At 67.2% G+C, this 17,636-nt stretch carries 14 protein-coding genes; 4 read left to right on the plus strand and 10 right to left on the minus strand.

The window, feature by feature from the left end; translation table 11 throughout:
- The 3 genes from E6K76_11910 to E6K76_11920 all read right to left on the minus strand — a co-directional run.
- Positions 1-1,444, minus strand: a 1,444-nt coding sequence (locus tag E6K76_11910) for a hypothetical protein (GenBank protein TMQ56895.1), incomplete at its 3' end; no start/stop codon positions are given.
- Positions 1,441-2,634, minus strand: a complete 1,194-nt coding sequence (locus E6K76_11915; GenBank protein ID TMQ56896.1) for a hypothetical protein — start codon at positions 2,632-2,634, stop codon at positions 1,441-1,443. The genes E6K76_11915 and E6K76_11910, both read right to left, overlap by 4 nt.
- Entirely contained in the window at positions 2,616-3,230 is a 615-nt protein-coding gene (locus tag E6K76_11920) for an LOG family protein (protein TMQ56897.1), read from the minus strand. Before E6K76_11920 ends, E6K76_11915 begins: the two co-directional genes overlap by 19 nt.
- Here E6K76_11920 and E6K76_11925 point away from each other — a divergent pair.
- Positions 3,148-5,013, plus strand: a complete 1,866-nt coding sequence (locus E6K76_11925) for an NAD+ synthase (GenBank protein ID TMQ56898.1) — start codon at positions 3,148-3,150, stop codon at positions 5,011-5,013. The genes E6K76_11920 and E6K76_11925 overlap by 83 nt on opposite strands.
- 37 nt (positions 5,014-5,050) lie before the next feature.
- Positions 5,051-7,243, plus strand: a complete 2,193-nt coding sequence (locus E6K76_11930) for a phosphoenolpyruvate carboxykinase (ATP) (GenBank protein ID TMQ56899.1) — start codon at positions 5,051-5,053, stop codon at positions 7,241-7,243.
- A gap of 11 nt (positions 7,244-7,254) precedes the next feature.
- Here the strand turns inward: E6K76_11930 and E6K76_11935 are convergent, their stop codons facing one another.
- From E6K76_11935 to E6K76_11950, 4 genes are all read right to left on the minus strand, one after another.
- Complete coding sequence (locus tag E6K76_11935; GenBank protein ID TMQ56900.1) at positions 7,255-9,651, minus strand: hypothetical protein; 2,397 nt, start codon at positions 9,649-9,651, stop codon at positions 7,255-7,257.
- Positions 9,652-9,729: 78 nt separating this feature from the next.
- Positions 9,730-12,489, minus strand: a complete 2,760-nt coding sequence (locus E6K76_11940; GenBank protein TMQ56901.1) for a matrixin family metalloprotease — start codon at positions 12,487-12,489, stop codon at positions 9,730-9,732.
- A gap of 16 nt (positions 12,490-12,505) precedes the next feature.
- Positions 12,506-13,105: a hypothetical protein gene (locus E6K76_11945; protein TMQ56902.1), complete on the minus strand. Its 600-nt coding sequence runs from the start codon at positions 13,103-13,105 to the stop codon at positions 12,506-12,508.
- 333 nt (positions 13,106-13,438) lie between these two features.
- The gene (locus tag E6K76_11950) at positions 13,439-14,371 is read right to left on the minus strand and encodes a hypothetical protein (GenBank protein TMQ56903.1); all 933 of its coding nucleotides are present in this window, start codon (positions 14,369-14,371) and stop codon (positions 13,439-13,441) included.
- Between the two features lie 116 nt (positions 14,372-14,487).
- Between E6K76_11950 and E6K76_11955 the strand changes: the two genes are divergently transcribed.
- Both E6K76_11955 and arsM read left to right on the plus strand, forming a co-directional pair.
- Positions 14,488-14,835: a winged helix-turn-helix transcriptional regulator gene (locus tag E6K76_11955; GenBank protein TMQ56904.1), complete on the plus strand. Its 348-nt coding sequence runs from the start codon at positions 14,488-14,490 to the stop codon at positions 14,833-14,835.
- A 4-nt stretch (positions 14,836-14,839) separates the two neighbouring features.
- Positions 14,840-15,622 carry an arsenite methyltransferase gene (gene arsM, locus E6K76_11960; GenBank protein ID TMQ56905.1) on the plus strand — a complete coding sequence of 261 codons (783 nt, stop codon included), beginning with the start codon at positions 14,840-14,842 and terminating at the stop codon, positions 15,620-15,622.
- Between the two features lie 6 nt (positions 15,623-15,628).
- On the opposite strand, the gene E6K76_11965 is transcribed toward arsM, so the two are convergent.
- From E6K76_11965 to E6K76_11975, 3 genes are read right to left on the minus strand one after another with little or no spacing between them, the layout of a single operon-like run.
- Positions 15,629-16,192 (minus strand): adenine phosphoribosyltransferase, encoded by a 564-nt coding sequence (locus tag E6K76_11965; protein TMQ56906.1) that lies wholly within the window; start codon positions 16,190-16,192, stop codon positions 15,629-15,631.
- Positions 16,193-16,219: 27 nt separating this feature from the next.
- A complete protein-coding gene (locus tag E6K76_11970) occupies positions 16,220-17,023 on the minus strand; it encodes an anti-sigma factor (GenBank protein TMQ56907.1) in 804 nt (267 codons plus the stop codon).
- Entirely contained in the window at positions 17,020-17,577 is a 558-nt protein-coding gene (locus tag E6K76_11975) for a sigma-70 family RNA polymerase sigma factor (GenBank protein ID TMQ56908.1), read from the minus strand. Before E6K76_11975 ends, E6K76_11970 begins: the two co-directional genes overlap by 4 nt.
- Between the last annotated feature and the right edge of the window lie 59 nt (positions 17,578-17,636).

Genomic DNA, 17,636 nt, shown 5'->3' on the forward strand with positions numbered 1-17,636 from the left:
GGGACGCCGAAGACGAGCCGGGTCCGCTCTCGACCGTTGTCCACCGCAAGAACGGCAGCAGCCGGTGCACCCCGCCATGCGTTCCCCCCAGGGAGGGACGCTGGAGCGCCCCCAAGGGCGCTATGCGTGGGATTCCCATCGACGCGAGCGCCGCGGCCAGGGCGACTTTCTCCGGGCCCTTCGCCTCGAGCCCGATCGCCTCGATGAAACGCGCGGCGGGGGTGAGTGCCGCCGCGACCTCCTCCACCCCGTCGACGGCATGCACGCGCACGGTGCGATACGCGGGGGTGGGCTCGAAGCGCGCGCCGTCCTCGTAGACGAGCGTCCAGTCGGTTCCCTCGTTCGAGGCCAGGACGTGCGTCCCCCGATTCTCGAGAGCCTCCTCGAACCGCGCCTGCGCGCGATAGAGCTGAACGCGCGCCCCACGGGCGGCTTCGGGAGCGCCGCGCGGGAGGCCGTCACGCAACGCCTCCAGCTCCCCCCCGAGCGCCGACGCGAAGGCGGCCGGCCCGATCTCCCCTCCGCGCTCGACGAAGAATGCGTGCGGGGAGAGGCAGCCTTGCTGGTCGTAGAGGGCGACATCGTAGGCGGCACGCGACGCGACGCTGGATAGGCCCGCGCGGGTCAGGGAAGCGCGCGCGATGTATCCCACGCTCACCTTCGGCCCGTGGAGCACGAGCATCGAATCGGGGGGCGCCTCGCGGGCGATGTTCGTCGTCGAGTTCTCCCCCCCGAACGCGAGCACGGCGGGCGCGAGCCGGATCGCGGCCCGATCCAGCTCGACGGTTCCCCCCTTCCACCACACGACCGCGATGCACGCCCCGAGATCGGCGTCTTCTTCCGCGATCGTCCGCGCGAGGAGCGGAGCCAGGACCGGCTCCTGGGAGGAGGTCTTCGCCAAGACCGCCGATTTCATCGCGAGCGCCGAGTACAGCGGCCAGACGGGAAGGCCAGGCACGTTCCCGGCGTAGATGTGAAGCATCCATTCCGGACCGTAGGCCAGTCGGGGCAGTCGCTTGCGATCGGGAGTGGGCCTGTCGAGGACCGTCGCCGAGCCGAGCTCGCCGGCGACCCAGCGTCCGACGCCGCCTCCCGCGAGCGGTCCAAACGTGTCGTCGAGCGCACGCTCCACCATCGGCGCCGAGAAGCGCCCCGATCGCGTGAGCCAGGCGACTGCGTTCCGGCGCACAGGGCTTTGCGGGTCCAGGAATCGCTGCGCCACCCGCTCCAGCACCCGGTGGATCTCGGCGGCCGGCCGGCGAGCGATGCGCTCGGCGCGCGCGGCACGGATCGATTCGATCCATGTCGCAAGCGAGGCCGGCGTCACGGTGGCGAGGCGGAGCTCGATCGCGTCGTGGGGCGGCCCGAAGCGCTGGACCGACGTCTCCGCTCCCCGCTCCACGCCGGGCGGGAGATAAAAGGCGTCGAACAGACCCTGCGTCATGTTTGCCTCACGCGCTCGCGTTCGAGGAACTGCTCGAACGGGAGCGAGCAGCCCCGCCGCTCCGCTTCGGGGAGACGTCCCTCGAGGAGGAGCCGGGACCCGAACCGGGCACCCAGATCCTCGGTCTGGATCGTGAGCGGCACCTCGAGGTTCGCGAGGTCGTAGTGGACGAGGAGCCCCGGCCTGCCCTCGGGCACCTCGCGCATCGATTCCGGGTCGAGCACGCGGGTGCGCACCCAGGGAGGCATCCCGAAGCCCGGCCGCGCCGCGCGCCTCTCGTGCGAGGAGAGAAGCGTGTCCTCGTAAAACTGGCTCCCCAGCTCGGCCATCCCGTACTCGTTCACGAGGTGGGTCCGCGGAATCCCGAGCACGCGTAGAAAGGAAGCCGCGATGTCGTCTCGGCGAAGCTCGACCCGGGTTCCCTTCGCTCCTCCCGTATCCATCGCGCGGCTTCCGGGGGGGAGCGCCGCGCGAAGCCGCTTCCGATCGCACCGCTCGAAGTAGGCGTGGAAGAGAAGCGTGGTGCCTAGAAGGAGGACGGGGCGCCTCTCCGCGCAGGCGCGCGCGAGATCCGCGTCCGCGCGCTCCCACCGCGGTTCTCCTTGTTCGACGATCCAGGAGGGCGCGTCGCAGAGCGTGGCGGCGATGCGATCCGCCATGAACCAGAGGGAAGAATGCGGCGATTCCGCGCGCGTGGGCCCGAAGATGATCGCCTGAAGCCGCTCGCCGCTCGGCAGGAGATGGCGGGCGAAGCTCGTGAGGAGCGACGCCTCGTAAAGGCGGGTCGAGGTAAGCAGCACACGCCCCGGCCTGGTGATCGTCGTCCCGCTCGTCTCGAATACGGCGCCGGGGGGCGCCGGCGGAACGTGGTCCGATGAGCCTCCCGGCGCCGCGCTCAGACCGTGCTCCTTGAACGCCGAAGCGGGCACCGGCGGAATCTCGCGCCAATCGTGCACTTCATCGGGCCCGCGCCCGAGGTGCCGCGCGTAGGTTCCGTACGCGGGTATCGTCTCGCATTGGACGCGAAAGGATCGAAGAGCGAGATCCGAGAACGGATCGGCCGCCGCATGCGGAGCCGGGGCCGGTGTCTCCCACCTTGTCTCCGCGATGAAGCGGACGAGATCCGCCTCCACATCGCGCCAGGGCGGCCGCGGGGCAGGGTCGTGGGACGTCATGCCCGCGCTCCGCATGCGAGGTCCACCGCTTGATCCACGGTCGTCACCGCATGCACGAGGGCGCGGATCGGAGCGTCCACTTCGAAGCGGCGCGACAAGAGCTCCAGGAGATCCCTCCAGGAGTCTCCCAGGAGGATGAGCCTTCGGTTCATTCCTTTTCCGTGCATGAGGAGCGTCCAGAGCCAGAAGACCTCGTTCAGCGTTCCGATGCCTCCCGGGAGCGCGATCGCGGCCCTCGTTCCCTCGAGCAGCCGCTCGATTCTTGTCGAGAGATCGGGCGCCGAGACGACGTCATCCAAGAGCGGATTCGGCGCGCGGGTGTCCGCGAACCAGTCGAGCGTACACCCGACCACGCGGCCCCTTACGTCCTTCACTCCTTCGGCCAGCGCTCCCATGACGCCGGCGTAGCCGCCGCATCGGACCTCGGCGCCCCGCCGACCGAGGGCGCGCCCCAACTCGCGCGCGAGATCGTAGTTGGGATCCCCGGGCGGCGTCCGGCTGCTACCGAAGACAGCGACCGACGTCTTCATGTTCCCTCGACCCCTCCGGAAGCGGCAACCCTTTGGGCCGCTTCCGCATCGGTGGCGCCGGAAGAGCCGGCGTGGTACCATCCTCGCCGTGAAACGCCCGAACGATTCGCCCGCTGGCGATCGATCCGAGCGGATCGTCCGGCTCGCGCTGGCTCAGATCAATCCCACCGTCGGCGATCTCCCCGGAAACGCCAAGAAGGTCATCGAAACCATCGCGCGTGCCCGCGACCTGGGGGCGGATTTGGTCGCCTTCCCGGAGCTTACGCTGACCGGGTATCCGCCCGAGGATCTTCTCTTGCGCCCCGAGTTCCTCGATCAGAACCAGGCGGCCATGGAGGAGGTGGCGCGCAGCACCATCGGCATTACCGCGGTCGTGGGCTTCGCCCAGCGCTCGGACGACGTCTACAACGCGGCCGCGATCGCGCACGACGGTGAGGTGGTAGGAATTTACCAGAAGCGCCACCTCCCGAATTACGGGGTTTTCGACGAAGTGCGCTATTTCCGACCCGGAGACGAGTGCTTCGTCTGCAAGCGTGGTCCGCTCACCTTCGGTGTGAACATCTGCGAGGACATCTTCACCCCCGTGGGCCCGACCGCGGCGCTCGCGGTCTACGGGGAGGCGGAGCTGGTCATCAATCTCTCCTCCTCTCCGTTCCACACCGGAAAAGCCGCGGCCCGGGACCGCATGCTCTCCACCCGCGCGCTCGACGGCGTCTCGGTGGTCGCATTCGTGAACACCGTCGGGGGTCAAGACGAGCTCGTCTTCGACGGCAACAGCCGTGTCTACGGACCTCAAGGCGAGCTTCTGGCGCAGGCGCGCGCCTTTGAGGAAGACCTCATGCTCGTCGACATCGATCTCGAGAGCGTCTTCCGCGCCCGACTCCGCGACCCTCGGAGCCGGATCGCCGCGCAGCGCGACGACGCTCCCGAGATGAGGGCGCTGACGCTGCGTCCGATACGCCGGCGCGCGCGCCCCAAGCTTGAATCCCGGAAGGTCACGATCCCGAGCGGCGCCGATGAGATCTACCAGGCGTTGCTCCTCGGGACGCGCGACTACGTGACCAAGAACGGATTCGAGCACGTTGTGATCGGATTGAGCGGCGGTATCGATTCCGCGCTCACGGCTTCGATCGCCGCGGACGCCCTGGGACCGGACCACGTGACCGGTGTGTTCATGCCTTCGGGAATCACCTCGCGGGAGAGCCGCGATGACGCCGCCGCGCTGGCGAAGAATCTCGGAATCGACCTGCTCACGGTGCCGATCGAACCCGAGATCGCCGCCTACCGCGAGAGCTTGAGACAGGTCTTCGCTTCCTCTCAGGAGGACGTCACGGAAGAAAACATCCAATCGAGGATCCGCGGAACCGTTCTGATGGCGCTCTCGAACAAGTTCTGCTGGCTCGTGCTCACTACCGGAAACAAGAGCGAGCTGTCGGTCGGCTACGCGACCCTCTACGGCGACATGGCGGGCGGCTTCTCGGTGTTGAAGGATGTCTCGAAAACGCTCGTGTACGAGCTGGCCCGGCACCGGAACGCCGCGGCCAAAGCTCCCTGGATACCGGAGCGGACGCTGACCCGCGATCCGACGGCGGAACTGAGGCCGGGGCAGCGCGATACGGATACCCTCCCGCCGTACGACGTGCTCGACCCCATTTTGAAGGCGTACGTCGAGGAAGACTCCGAGGTAGAGCGGATCGTCGCGATGGGGTACGATCGCTCCCTCGTGCAACGGGTGATGCGGATGGTGGACCGGGCCGAGTACAAGCGCCGCCAGGCGCCTCCCGGAATTCGTATCACGCCGCGCGCCTTGGGCAAAGACCGCCGACTCCCGATCACCAATCGCCATCAACCCTGGCGTGACTGACGTGACCGACGACCCGAAGCCGAAGACGGAGGACCCGATGAAAAAGCTCGCCAGTCCGGCGACCGCGGAAGCGATCAGTCCGGCAGCAGGGCCCTCCGCGCCTTCCGCCGCGCCACGCGCCGGCACCGAACGCCCCCAGACAAGAGGAACCCAAGTGAGCGACCAAGCGTACCCGTCCGTCGATCTCGAACCCTATCTGAGTGTGCGGGACCGCAAAGGTGGCAAACGCGTCATCCGCGACCGCTCGGGCGGGATCGCGCTCGTGCGGGAAGATGCGCTGAACCTGGATCTCTTTCGCGCGAACGGGATCCCGCTCCACAACGTGGGACGTCGCTTCCGCGTGGTCGGTGAGGACGGAATCACCGAGCTGGAGCGCTGGATCGCACCCTTCGACGTGATCCACCGCTCCCGCGAAAACCCCAAGACTTTCGACGGGCTCAAGCTTCCGCTCGGCGAGCTCGTCTTCGATCACGGGCTTTATTTGAAATTCGGCCCCGGGGTCGCGGAGCTGGGCGTGAACGACCGCGGGGACGTGCTCTTAAGGCGCGGCTCCTCGGACGATCCTACGGCCGGACCGGTGCGGAACTCCTTCAATACCGTGATCACCGGCCGGGCGAAGAGGCTCGTCACCCGGACGACCCTCGACGCGCACAAGGCCGACGTGCAGGAAACGGCCGGCTGGCTCAGGGCGCTCGAGGCCGTTTCGAAGCGGAGGACCCTGGTCAGCCGTTTTTCATGCGCGGGGATCCAGTACACGCACAAGGGAAACGTGCCGTATTTGAAACGTACGTCGCAGACGAACTTCTTCCCGCCGCAAGACGCCGAGATGATGGTCATTGCGAAGCAGATCGAGCAGCGCTTCCGCGAACGCGGGCAGAAGAAAACACCGCGGGTCACGATCGTTTCGCTGATGGGCATACCGCGGAGCGAAGCCGAGCACGCGCTATTCTTGCGTAAGCTGAAGCGGGCTCGCGTGTCGGCCGAACGGCTCGGAATTCCGGCTCGCCTCCGCGATTCCCGCTTGTGGGACCCGGAATCGAAAGCGGTCGCAACTTCGAACTTCGTCTACTTCTGCCCGCTCGCCGACCTCAAGGACGAGGTCACGATCATCACGGTGAACACGGATTACCACGGCGAGGTGAAGAGCCGGGGAGTGCTCTCGCCGCTCATGGCGATCCTATCCAAGGTCGACATCATTTCCGCGCACGCCGGAGCGGCGATCCTGAACCGCGAAGGGACCGCCACCACCTTCACCGGTCCGACCGGGACCGGCAAGACAACCGCCGGAGCCTTCTGGGCGGAGCGAAACGAGGTCTATCGGCGCCTGGAGCTCAAGCGCCGTTACCGGATCGACCTCGAGCACGAGGGCCTGTCGGGGAACGAGCTGGACGAGAAGCTCGAGAGAATGTTCCCGGCGATCGGAATCCTGGGCCAGGAAGACTGGATCGAGATCTTGAAAGATCCGAAGCGCGGCTGGGTGTTCTGGTCCACGGAGCGCTGCCTCTATGCGCGCACCGGCGGATTCCCGGGATTGAAATTCGTGCTCTCCGATAACGAGCCCATCTTGGAAAACGTCACCGCCGACTTCGGCGGCGGCGGAACACTCGACAAGCTCGGACGGATCACCCACGACTATTTCCCCGAGCGGATCTTCTACGATCCGACGTGGGGCCATCTGCTGTACGACCGGACGTCGCGGCCGATCGCGGCGAACGTTTTCTTGGAGCGGAACCCGAGCCTTGATTTCTGCGTCAAGCGCGTGGGGCCGGACGAGGCGCTCAAGTGGCTCTTGATCGGGCGCACGCCGGGCGGAAAGTACGAGCCTCTGTACAACGCCTACCCAGATTTCAGCGGACTCTTGATGACGAACGGGGTCGTGGGAGAGAAGCTGGTCGAGGCGGTCCGCGCGGCGGAGCGGGGAAATCTCGGACCGCTCGGAAACGGGGACGCGACCTTGGGGAGAGCAATCTACGACAAGCTCAAGATCCAGCTCGATCTCTGGCGGGAGAACTGCTCCCAGGTTCCGACCTACATCGTGAACGGAGCGGCGGGACTCGAGATGACCCAGGACATGAACTGGCTCTTGTCCGAGCATCCGGACGCGTTCGGCGACTGGAGAAAGGTCACGACCGTCGATTTCCAGCGCTATATGAACGAGCGATACGGCGTCACCTACAGCGGGCGGGGCGCCTGGACGCACATCTCCGCGGCGCAGCGCGCGGCGAGGTAAGGGGAAGCCCCTCAGCGCAGGATCAAGACGGTCGTGGTCGCGGTGCGGGCGCCCGCGCGCACGCGCAGCCAGTAGCGGCCGGAGCCCAGACGCCGGCCACGGTCGTCGCGGCCGTCCCAGAAGAAGCGCATGAGACTCGCCGGGGCGGGCTCCGCGAATGAGCCGTCGACGCGGAGCGTTCTCACCAGCCGTCCCTGAAGGTCGAACACCTTCGCCTCGATTCCGCCGACGCCCAATTGCCCCAGCGCATCGAACACCTGGACCTCCGCCCGTTCCCCCATTGGATTCGGCAAGATCGACAGGGCGAGACGCGGGGTGCGCGGAGGCGTGGATTCCTCCCCGACCGCTACGATCGTCGCCTGACCGGGGCGGAGCAACAGGCAACGCGCTCCGTCCGAAACCAAGAGATCCGGAATCGGACCCGCCGTGCTCAGGAACTGGAGCGAAGTCGCTGAAGCGCTGGGCGTCCAGTGCGAGGCCGCCTCCAGCGCGCGCCCCTCGGTCCAGATCTGTTCCCGGGAGAGCGCCACGGGCGCGGCGTAGGGCGGCGAGGCCGCGGGGGCGATCTGATTCAGCTCCGCCGCGCCGGGAACGCGAATCAACGCGACGCCCCCCGCTCCGAGTGCCACGGCCGCGTTCCCGGTCCACGTTCCCGCCAGTCCGATCGCCGGCTCCCCGGTCTGCTGCGCCAGCACCAAGGACGGCGCGCCACCGAGCGGCGCGCGCAGGATCTCCAGTCCCGCCGCGGACGCCGCGACGGCAAGGTAGACGCTGTCGCGCGTGTTCGAGATCCAGCAGGCGTCGCGCGCGTACGGCGTCCCCCACGTCGACGAGAGCGCCACCCATCCCAGGGGCGTGAACGTCACGGTTGCGGGCGCGCCGCTCCCCGCGCTCAGGTGGTAGAAGGAGACCCCCGCGCTCCCGTCCGCGACGGCGAGATCGGGCGAGCCCGCGCCGGCCCGGCGCAGCTCGACGTCCAGCGCGCTCCCCGGTGTCGCGAGCGTGCCCGCGGCGTAGGGAACGCCCCCGAGCGAATCGAACGCCGCCGTCACGTCGATCGCGACGACCCCCGCGCCGGTGCCCGCGGCGACGAGCGCAGGATCATACGTGGCCGCGACCGGGACCGAGCCCGTGTCGGCGTCCGCGACGAGGGCGACGATGCGCCCCGAAGTGGCGCGAAACCACGCGACGTCGGTCGCGAAGCCCGGAAGCGGGATCGTTCGGAGGATTCGATCGTCGATTCCGTTCCTGTCCAGGTCGAAGAAGTCTTCCCACGTGCCGAAGGGCGGATCGACCACGGTGCGTAGGTTGAGGAGCATCAAGCCGGCCCGTCCCGCCGCGAGGAGCCCGAGATCCAGGGTATCCCCGGCCGGGCCGATGAACCCCGGCACGACGGCGACCGACGCCGCGAACGAGGGAATCCGGACCTGTCCCACGAGGCGGTCGTCCGTCCCGTTTCCGTCCGCGTCGATCTCGCCGATCCGCGCGAGCGAGGAGCCCGCGCTCAAGACGCGAACGCCGTCGAGTCCCGCGGGTACCAGCCACACGCCTCGGCCCAGGAGCTCCACCGGGCCGTCCCGTCCGGCGGCGGGCTCTCCCATCGGCGCCAGGCCGACGGGGTAGAGCGCGACCGGAAGCGATTCCGGGAGAGCGGCTGAGGAGAGGGCGTGGCCGACCGCGGTCGAGATGCCCGCGGCGCTCGTGATGCTGCATTGCACCGCGTTGGCGTTCCCGCCGTAGGCGCTCCCCGCGATCGTGGTCGGCGCCGCGACGGTGACTGTGGTGCCTCCCGGCAGGTTCAAATCCACGGGGGGTGGCGTGCCCGGGAAAAGCGCGCCGGTATTGTTGGGATCGGGGTTGGTGCGACCGTCTGTCACAACGACGGACTCGGCCCCGGCGACCGTGCTGTGGACCTGAAAGGAGACCGCTCCCGTCGTGTTCGATCGCGCCGACCAGGAGGAAGGCGCGGGCCAGACCTCGGGCATTCCCCCGCTCGCCGAAAAGATCGCCGAGGTCACTTTCGCCACATGCCCGCCGCCGATCTGGTCCGTGAGCTCCACGGACAGGGACGCGGCACCGAGGGCGAGGGCCGGTATGGTCACGGAGAGCGTGACGCGTCGAACGCTGTCCGGAGGAACCGCGATGGAGCCGCTCGAGGGGGAGACGCCAAGCGCGAAGGCGCCCCCCGGGGTCGCGGCCCAGTTCAGATTCGCGGGCGCTCCGTTCGCGCGAAGCGTCATCTCGATGGAATGGGTCGAGCCGGGGGCGAACGAGGCGCTCGGCAGGAGGGCCGTGACCGATCGAGGAGGGATCCAGCCGGTCCCGGCGTTCGCGGGAGCATGGATCGCCCCCGCGAGCAGCGGGACCAGTGCGAGCGTCAGCGCGGGCTGTGGAAATCGTGCTCGCATGTTCCTCGGTGGATACGAAGCGGGGGCCGGTAGAACCCACCGGCCCCCGACTTTCGCGTGCTTCGGACCTAGGGGCGATTACTTGAGAATCGTAATGCCCACCCTCTGCGAGAACTCGCCGGCATCGATCCGGGCGTAATAGTGTCCGGACGCGACGCCGCGGCCCAGGTCATCCGTGCCGTTCCAAACCGCGACGTGCGGGCCCGCCGGCTGGCTGCCGTCCACGAGCTTCCGGACGAGGCGGCCGCTCACGTCGTAAATCCTGAGCTTCACGCCGTAGCTCGCTCCGCCGCTCCGCGGCAGGACGTACAGGAGCTTCGCCTGCGGGTTCGCGGGATTCGGTCCGCTGTTCTGGAACGCAAATCCATCCTCTCCCACGAGGCCGCCGATCCGGCCGGCCAATGCGGGCGCAGCAAGCACCTTCGCGCTCAGATTGTAGGTCGGTGGTATCCGCACCTGGGGCACCCCGTTCGGCAAGAAGGCCGAGCCCTGGATGTCCGTTACCTGCAAGAAGAATTTCCTCGGCGCGGTGCCCTTCCCGTTGCGAGGCGGAACGGTGAAGGAGATCTTGGGGTTGAGCCCTCCATTCGAATCGTCGTCGAACGCGAGGATGTCCCCGTTCGTGTCGAGGAGGAACATCACGAGATCCTGGTCGTTTCTGCTGTCCTGACCCGTCGAGACCGCGCTCGCCTGGATGGTCTCGCCCGGACTCGCGTTGATGAGGAAGTAGTCCTGATCACCCGCGGGCGAATAGGTCTCGGGACGATTCGTCGTCGGCAGCGTGAGCGCCTTCGCTTCGGTGGCGTTGCCTCGTCCGTTCGGCTCATCCGCATCCACGTTGAATCCGGTGATCGTCGTGTTGGAAGTCAGGCTCTTGTTGCCGGCGTTGTCCACGGCTTGCACGAACCAGAGCTGGGCGCCGGCGGGGAACGCCGGAATCGTGTCGGTCCGCATCGAGATGTGTCCCGAGCCGCCCGCGGTCCCCTCCGTCTGCAGGAGCCCCGACGGGAGCCGGCGCACGAGGTTCACATGGTTGAGCGAGTTCGGCGGCAGCGCGAAGCCATCGAGCCGCTTGTCGGCAGGATTGTTGTAGCTGAACTCGAACTTCGTGAGCCTCTGGTTCGCTCCCAGGTTCGCGACCGGCACGATCGGAGACAGCTCGGGCGAGCCCATCTGGGCCGTCAGGCTGACCGTGATGTTCCGGTCGACCAGGGTCGCAGCGGTCGTGCCCGCGCTGTTGATGCTGTAGTCGTTCGCGAATAGCCCGCGCTCCAGTGCCGTGAAATCCATCCGGAGGAACGGGAAATCCGCGGGGAAGGTGGGATTCGTGGCCGGCGGAAATTGAATCGCCCAGAAGAGCACCTTGTCGGGATCGTTGATCGTGATCCCGATCGGAACCTCGTTGATACCGTTCGGGCTGCCGACGAAGGGCGCGATCTGGAAGAGAGGCGCCGCGAGGTTCGGAAGCCCCGTCGCGGTGTTGAGCTCGCAGAGCCGCACGCTCGGGAACGTGGCATTGAGCGGCGGCCGGCCGAACTGCGCGTTGAACGTGAAGGACGGGAACGTGATCTTCGTGACGGTGTAGGGCGGGGTGAACGGCAGATCGAAGCGCTTCACCAGGAATCCCGAATTCCGGAAGGTCACGATATTCTCGAACTGACCGTACTGCGCGACTTCGACCCGGCCGGGAAACGTGTTCGTGATGAAGTTGATGCCGCCGGAGTTCGATCCGGCGCTGACGGTCACGGGGGTGAAGTCGTTCGCTTGATCCGTGAAGCCGTTGGCTCCCTCGCCGGCGCCGTTCCAGTACTCGACTTCGAAGTTGATGTCGAGCCCGTTGAAGATACCGCCTACGTTCGGATCGGCGGCGATCGTGTGGATCCCGTCGAGCGGGACGATGCGGACGTGATAGTCGCCCGGCGGGAGGCCGTGGATCGTGTATTCGCCCAGTCCGTTCCGAACCGTCAGCTCACCCGAGATCGCGCTGATGGAATTGAGCGGGTCCGTCGCAGGACCTGGACTGGTCGCGACCAGCGCCTCCACGTGCGCGCCGAAGATCGCAGAGCCGTCAAACCCGCTCACGACGGTCCCGCTGATCGTTCCGGTCGAAGCCCCGAAATCCACCGCGCCGGGAGAAAGTCCACGCGCCGCGGACTCAGGGTAGATGGTCGAATTTCCGGCCCGGTCATCCAGCTCGAGCGTGCGCTGCCGCGTGTCCCCGATGATGAAGGGGATCATCGTGGCGTTCGCCACGCTCGTGTGATCGAGACCGAAGTAGTGACCGTACTCGTGCGTGACTACCGACTGGAGATCCACGCTCGATTGGCCGGGAGGTGCCGGCGTGAGGTTCGGCGACGAGGTGGAGGAGAAGAAGTCCCGGTCGTTGTACACCATGTCCGCGTCGAGCGTATGCCCGTCCGTCAGATCGATCGTGGAACGGACGAACGCGATCACGCTGCCGCCCGGAGCGAAGTTCGCGCCCGCCGTGTCGAAGAACATGCTGTTCTGGCCGTCCGTTGCGTCCAGGGCGGGTGGGACCTGTCCCGGGGCCCCCGTGTATTCGACGGGATTCACCGTGAAGTAGGAGGTGTTGATGTTCTCCCAGGTTTTCGCCGATGCCTGCACGATCGAGAGCGCCGTCGCCGAGGGAATATCGGCGTTCGTCGGATTGATGACGCTCGACAGCGGGAGCGCGGAATCGAGCCAGTGTGCCTGAACGATGCCGGTGGTGCCCTGGCGCGTCAGGCGGATGAATGCCGAAGCGGGACTGACCAGCGTGAGCGCGAACACGAAAGCGCCGAGCGCGGCCAGGGCGATATGAATTCGATGCGATTTCATGGTCTATCGTCCTCCGCTACTCGGTTGGGGGGTTGGGGTCGACCTGGATCTTGCCGGCCTCATCGAGGCTCGTCTTGATGCCATCCAGGAACGCGTTCAACGGCATGTCCGGCGCCGTCGTCGATTCGACGCGGCCGCCGCTCTTCGAGAGCAGCTCGGTCCCGGCGAGGTCGTTGCGGACCATCTTCACGCCATCCTTGGCGGTCACGATCGAGTACTTGCCCTGCTGGAGTCCCATCACCCAGGGATAGCCCGCGGCGTCCTTCTGGGTCAGGAACAGCACGACTTCCTCCCCCTTGCGAAAGCTCGGCATGCCGGGAACGATCGAGGCGATGGTGCCCACGGTACCGCCGAGCTGACGCAGGGTGATCGTCGTCGCGCCCTTCGAGCCCTTCACGGGCTGAAGCACGCGCAGCGTGTAGTAGGAGTAGATCTCTCTGTGGCCCGCGTCCCAGCTGGAGACCGCGTCATCGACGCGCGCCATCACGATGGATTCCGATTTCTTGGTGAGCTCTTGGAGCGTGAGCTTCTGGACGGTCGTGGCGAGGGCCGCCGGCGCTCCGACGAGCGCCACCGCGGCGATTGCGCTTACAAGTAGAAGACTAAATCGATTCATCGCCTGTTCTCCTGAGGTCGGGACCTGCGTCGCCGGCCCGAATCGAAGCCGCGCGGCGCGTGAGATGAGGCGGGACGGCTAGAAAGCATGGAGTGGGATTTTCTCCGGCGATCACCTCCCCAGTGGGACCCAGAAATGGACCCGGGTTCGTGAAACCGCGAAGATGTTGGAAGCGATGCGGAGGTGGCGGATGGCATGGACTGCCGTAGGACTCGCGCGCATTACCCCCGAAGTGACGGGAAGTATATCAATTTTGTTGAGTTATGTCAACGACGCACGACGGCCGATTCGTCAGGCCAGGCGGGTGGTGGACGGAAATGTCCCGACGAATCGTCAGAGTGGCCACGAATGCAGACTCAGGTGCGTTGACTTTTCACCCTGTATTGCCAGGACGTCAAGATTGTGGGCGATGGTTTCGGGCGCGATGTATGCCATGCCCAACCCTTCGCCGCTCCCGGGCTCCAAAGTCGTGCTGGTGACGTGCCCTGCCTCGATGCCGCCCGATCGAAGCTCCGTCCCTTTCGGGATGGGCTCGCCGGTCCATGGGAAACGAAAGCCGACACGCTGCCGGCGCACATGGCCCCGATGTGTCGTGCGCGCTACGACTTCCTGTCCCACGTAGCAACCTTTTGTCATCGAGATGGCCTCCGGCAGGGCAAGCTCCGTCGCAATGCGGTCCAGATCCAGATCGATTCCCTGAAGGGGAAGGCCGACTCGGATCCGCCACGCCTGAAATACCGCCGAATCGAGGAAAGAGGCGATCGAGGCGGCGCCCGACTCGGCGGGCACGAGCACGAAGGAAAGCGGCTCGGCCCGGATCGCGAGGGCGCCGGGGATCTTCGAGGCGATTGCCCGAGCCATAGGATCGCGCTCGGGCCCCGCGACCCCGAGGAGCCGGGACGCACCATCGGGCCCCTCGAACTCGACATCCTCCATGATGCGGAATCGCTCGAGGTGAGGCCTGAGCCCGGCACGGGCGCCCTCATCCGCGATGACGGTCGCCGAACCCGTACCGGCCTCGATCGTGATCCACGCGAGCGCGACCGGGCGCCCTTTCTCGGTGAGGAAGAGGGTCTTCACAGCCTCTCCCGGCGCGGGTCCCGCCGCGAAATCCTGCGTCGCGGTACCCTGGAGAAAATCGCGCGTCTCGGAACCGGCGATGCGGAGCACGGTCCACCGCTCGAGATCGACGACGGCGGCGGCTTCCGTGAGGGAGCGATACTCCTCCGCCAGCCGCTCGACCGAGGATGGGGCAGAACCTTTCATACTCCGACGATAGCACCCCTCGGATCGGGCCGAAAAAATCTTCTTGACGGCCCCGGCCTTATATCGTAAATTGACGATCAACGATTTGGTTGCGTATTCTCTTCCGGAGGCCGCCGATGGTGGATCGCATCCGTTTTTCGAAGCGCCCTGCGTCGTCCCGGGGGCGCCGGGCGCCCGGGAAGGCGGACGAGGATCTCGCGGGTCTCGCGTGGGGGCTCGCGCACCCCGCAAGGGCCGCGATCCTTCGCTTGCTCCTCGAACGCGGCGAGTGTGTTTGCGGAGCGATCGTCGACTCGATGCCGCTCGCGCAGGCGACGGTCTCCCAGCACCTCAAGGTGCTCAAGGAGACCGGATGGATTGAAGGGGAGGTCGACGGGCCGCGGGTCTGCTATTGCCCCGCGGCGGGAGTGATGGCGCGGTTCAAGCAGCTGCTACAAAGCCTGGAATCAGGCGAACGGAGGTAACGCGATGGAAGCAAGGGGCGACATTCGAACGGCGGTGCGCGAGCGCTACGGCGCGATCGCGGAAGGCAAGGCAGGATGCTGCGGATCAGGCGGGGGATCGGGATGCTGCGGCCAAACGGCCACGAGCGGGCTGGCGGAGTTGGGCTACAGCCCCGAAGAGGCCGCCGCGATCCCCGAAGGCGCGAACCTGGGCTTGGGCTGCGGAAACCCGATCGCGCTGGCGGAGGTAAAGCGAGGCGAGACCGTGCTCGATCTTGGGTCGGGCGCGGGGGTGGATGCCTTCCTCGCGGCGCGCGAGGTCGGCCCGGAAGGCCGGGTCATCGGCGTGGACATGACGCCCGCGATGATCGACCGCGCGAGGGAAAACGCGGCGCGTGGGGGCTACCCGAACGTCGAGTTCCGTCTGGGCGAGATCGAGCATCTGCCCGTGCCGGACGCATCGGTGGACCTCGTCGTCTCGAATTGCGTCGTGAACCTCTCCCCCGAGAAAGACCGCGTCTTCCGGGAAGCGTTTCGAGTGCTGAAACCGGGCGGCCGCATGCTGGTGAGCGACCTCGTGCTGGAGCAGCCTCTTCCCAAGGAGACGCGTGAGTCGATCGAAGCCTACGTCGGCTGTATCGCGGGAGCCTCGCTCAAAGAGGACTACGTGAGGCTCATCCGCGAGGCGGGGTTTCAGGACGTGAGCATTTTGCGCGAGGGACGCTACGGTGACGAGCCGGTCACATCGGTCCAGATCCGCGGGATAAGGCCGCCGAGCGCCACCGACGGGCCGGCTTCGGGGCGGTGAGCGCGCCTACTCGCGGATGACCGCTTCTCCGGCCGCGTCGTAGCTCAGGACCGCGTGAACCGGGAGGGCCGAGCCCAGCTTGGCCCTCCCGCCCAGGAACGCGATCTCCACAACGAAAGCGAAGCCCAGCGGCCTGCACTGGAGCGCCTCGACGAGCGCCAGGGCGGCGAGCGCGGTGCCACCGGTCGCGATCACATCGTCGGCGATCAGGACGCGCGTCCCGGACACAAAGAGGCCGCGGTGCGTTTCGATCGACGCGGTCCCGTACTCGAGCGTGAACTCCTCGCGGGCCGCCGATCCCGGGAGCTTCCCCGGCTTTCGCGCCAACATGAGACCGGCTCGCCACCGTTCCGCGAGCCCCGCCGCCACAAGAAATCCCCGCGCTTCGATCCCGAGCACAACCTCCGGAGGGGCTTTGTCGAACGGACGCGCGAGCGCCCCGAGCGCGCGCGACCAGGCAGCGCCGTCCGCCCAAAGGGGCGTCAAGTCGCGGAAGAGGACCCCGCGCTGCGGGAAATCGGGGACGGCCCGCACCCACGCCGAGAGGGGCGCGTCCGGTGACGAGGGCATCGTGAACAGGGGGGCGGACGTGGAGCGCTAGCCTCCCAAGGACCCGATCATGACGATTGGGCCGCTGGGCTCGTTCGGAGTCGGCGAGCCACCCTCGGGCTCAAGCGAAACCGCGAACGCCGTCAAGGTAGCCGGATCGCCGATGTCCTCGATGCGCAGCACGACGCGCCCGCCCGGCTCGGACCGGATGAGCCCGAGCGACACGGGCGTATTGCCGCGGAGCGCCCAAAGCTCGTAGTCGCGTCCGCTCGGCGCCTTGAAATTCTCGAAGACCAGGATCGCGCGGTGCGTTTCGGGGTCCACGGTCGCGCGCGCGCGCAGCTCCGCCTCCCCCGCCGGCGTGAGGGAGAAGGAAGCGGCCCGGGCGCTTGGGGAGGCCAGCACCGCGGCCCAACGCCGCTCGGCGTCCAGATCGCGCGAGAGGCTTTGCGCTTGATCGCGGGCGCGCTTGAGCTCCCGCCTCAAGTGATTCGTCGTCGTGAGGAGAATCGCGGTCGCCAGAAGTAAACAAGCCGCGAGCGCCCAGCCCAATCGACGCAGCGGCGCCCAGCGACTCCTCATCGGGATGATCCGTCCCTCCTTCGGGGGACCACCCTCCACCCCCGCCCCGACAGCAGCCATCACACGCGATTTCAACGCAGGGCCCGGCAGCGCCGGAGGCACCGATGCGGCAAGGAGCACCGCGCTGCCGCCGAAATCGCGGAGCGCGCGCGCGCAAAGGTCGCAGGGTTCCGAGAGGTGTGCCTCGAGCCTGCTCCGGTCGGCCTCATCGAGACACCCGAGCGCATACGCCGCGCAAAGATCGAGATGTTCGTCGCGATGCTGGCTCACGCCCACTCCTCGTGCGGCAGAAGCTCACGAAGCTTCGTGAGAGCCTGCCGCGTCCATGATTTCACCGTTCCGAGCGGCGCGCCGAGCCGCGCGGCGATCTCCATCTGGGAAAGGCCGTCGAAGTAGGCCCCTTCGAGGACGCGGCGGTGCTGCGGCTCGAGGGAGCCCAGCGCAATCCGTACGCGCTGGCCAATTTGTTTCCGAACGGGCGAGGAGGAAGGATCTTCCGCCGCTTGCGGGGGATCGGTTTCGACCCGGGCCTCGGCGCGCTTCCGAGAAGCCGCGCCCCGGTACCGGTCGAGCGCGCGCGTTCGCGCCACCGTGAGAAGCCAGGCGGCCACGGGGCCTCGCCGGGCGTCGTACGTAGAGGCGGTCCTCCATACCTTGACCCAGGCCTCCTGCAGCGCGTCTTCCGCCTCGGAGCGTGAGCGCAGGATTCGCAGCACCACGGGATAGACGAGTGGCGTGTACCGGTCGTAGAGCTCCTCCAGCGCGCGCGTATCGCCGGCGCTCAAGCGCTTGAGACATGCGACGTCTTGCTCCTGCCGGGTCATGGTCAGGGATGAGCCTCGCGTGGATCGGGTCCCATTCTTCTTCTACTACGTAGCTCGCT

Source organism: Candidatus Eisenbacteria bacterium (genome assembly GCA_005893275.1).
In the GTDB taxonomy this organism is placed as follows: Bacteria; Eisenbacteria; RBG-16-71-46; order SZUA-252; family SZUA-252; genus WS-7.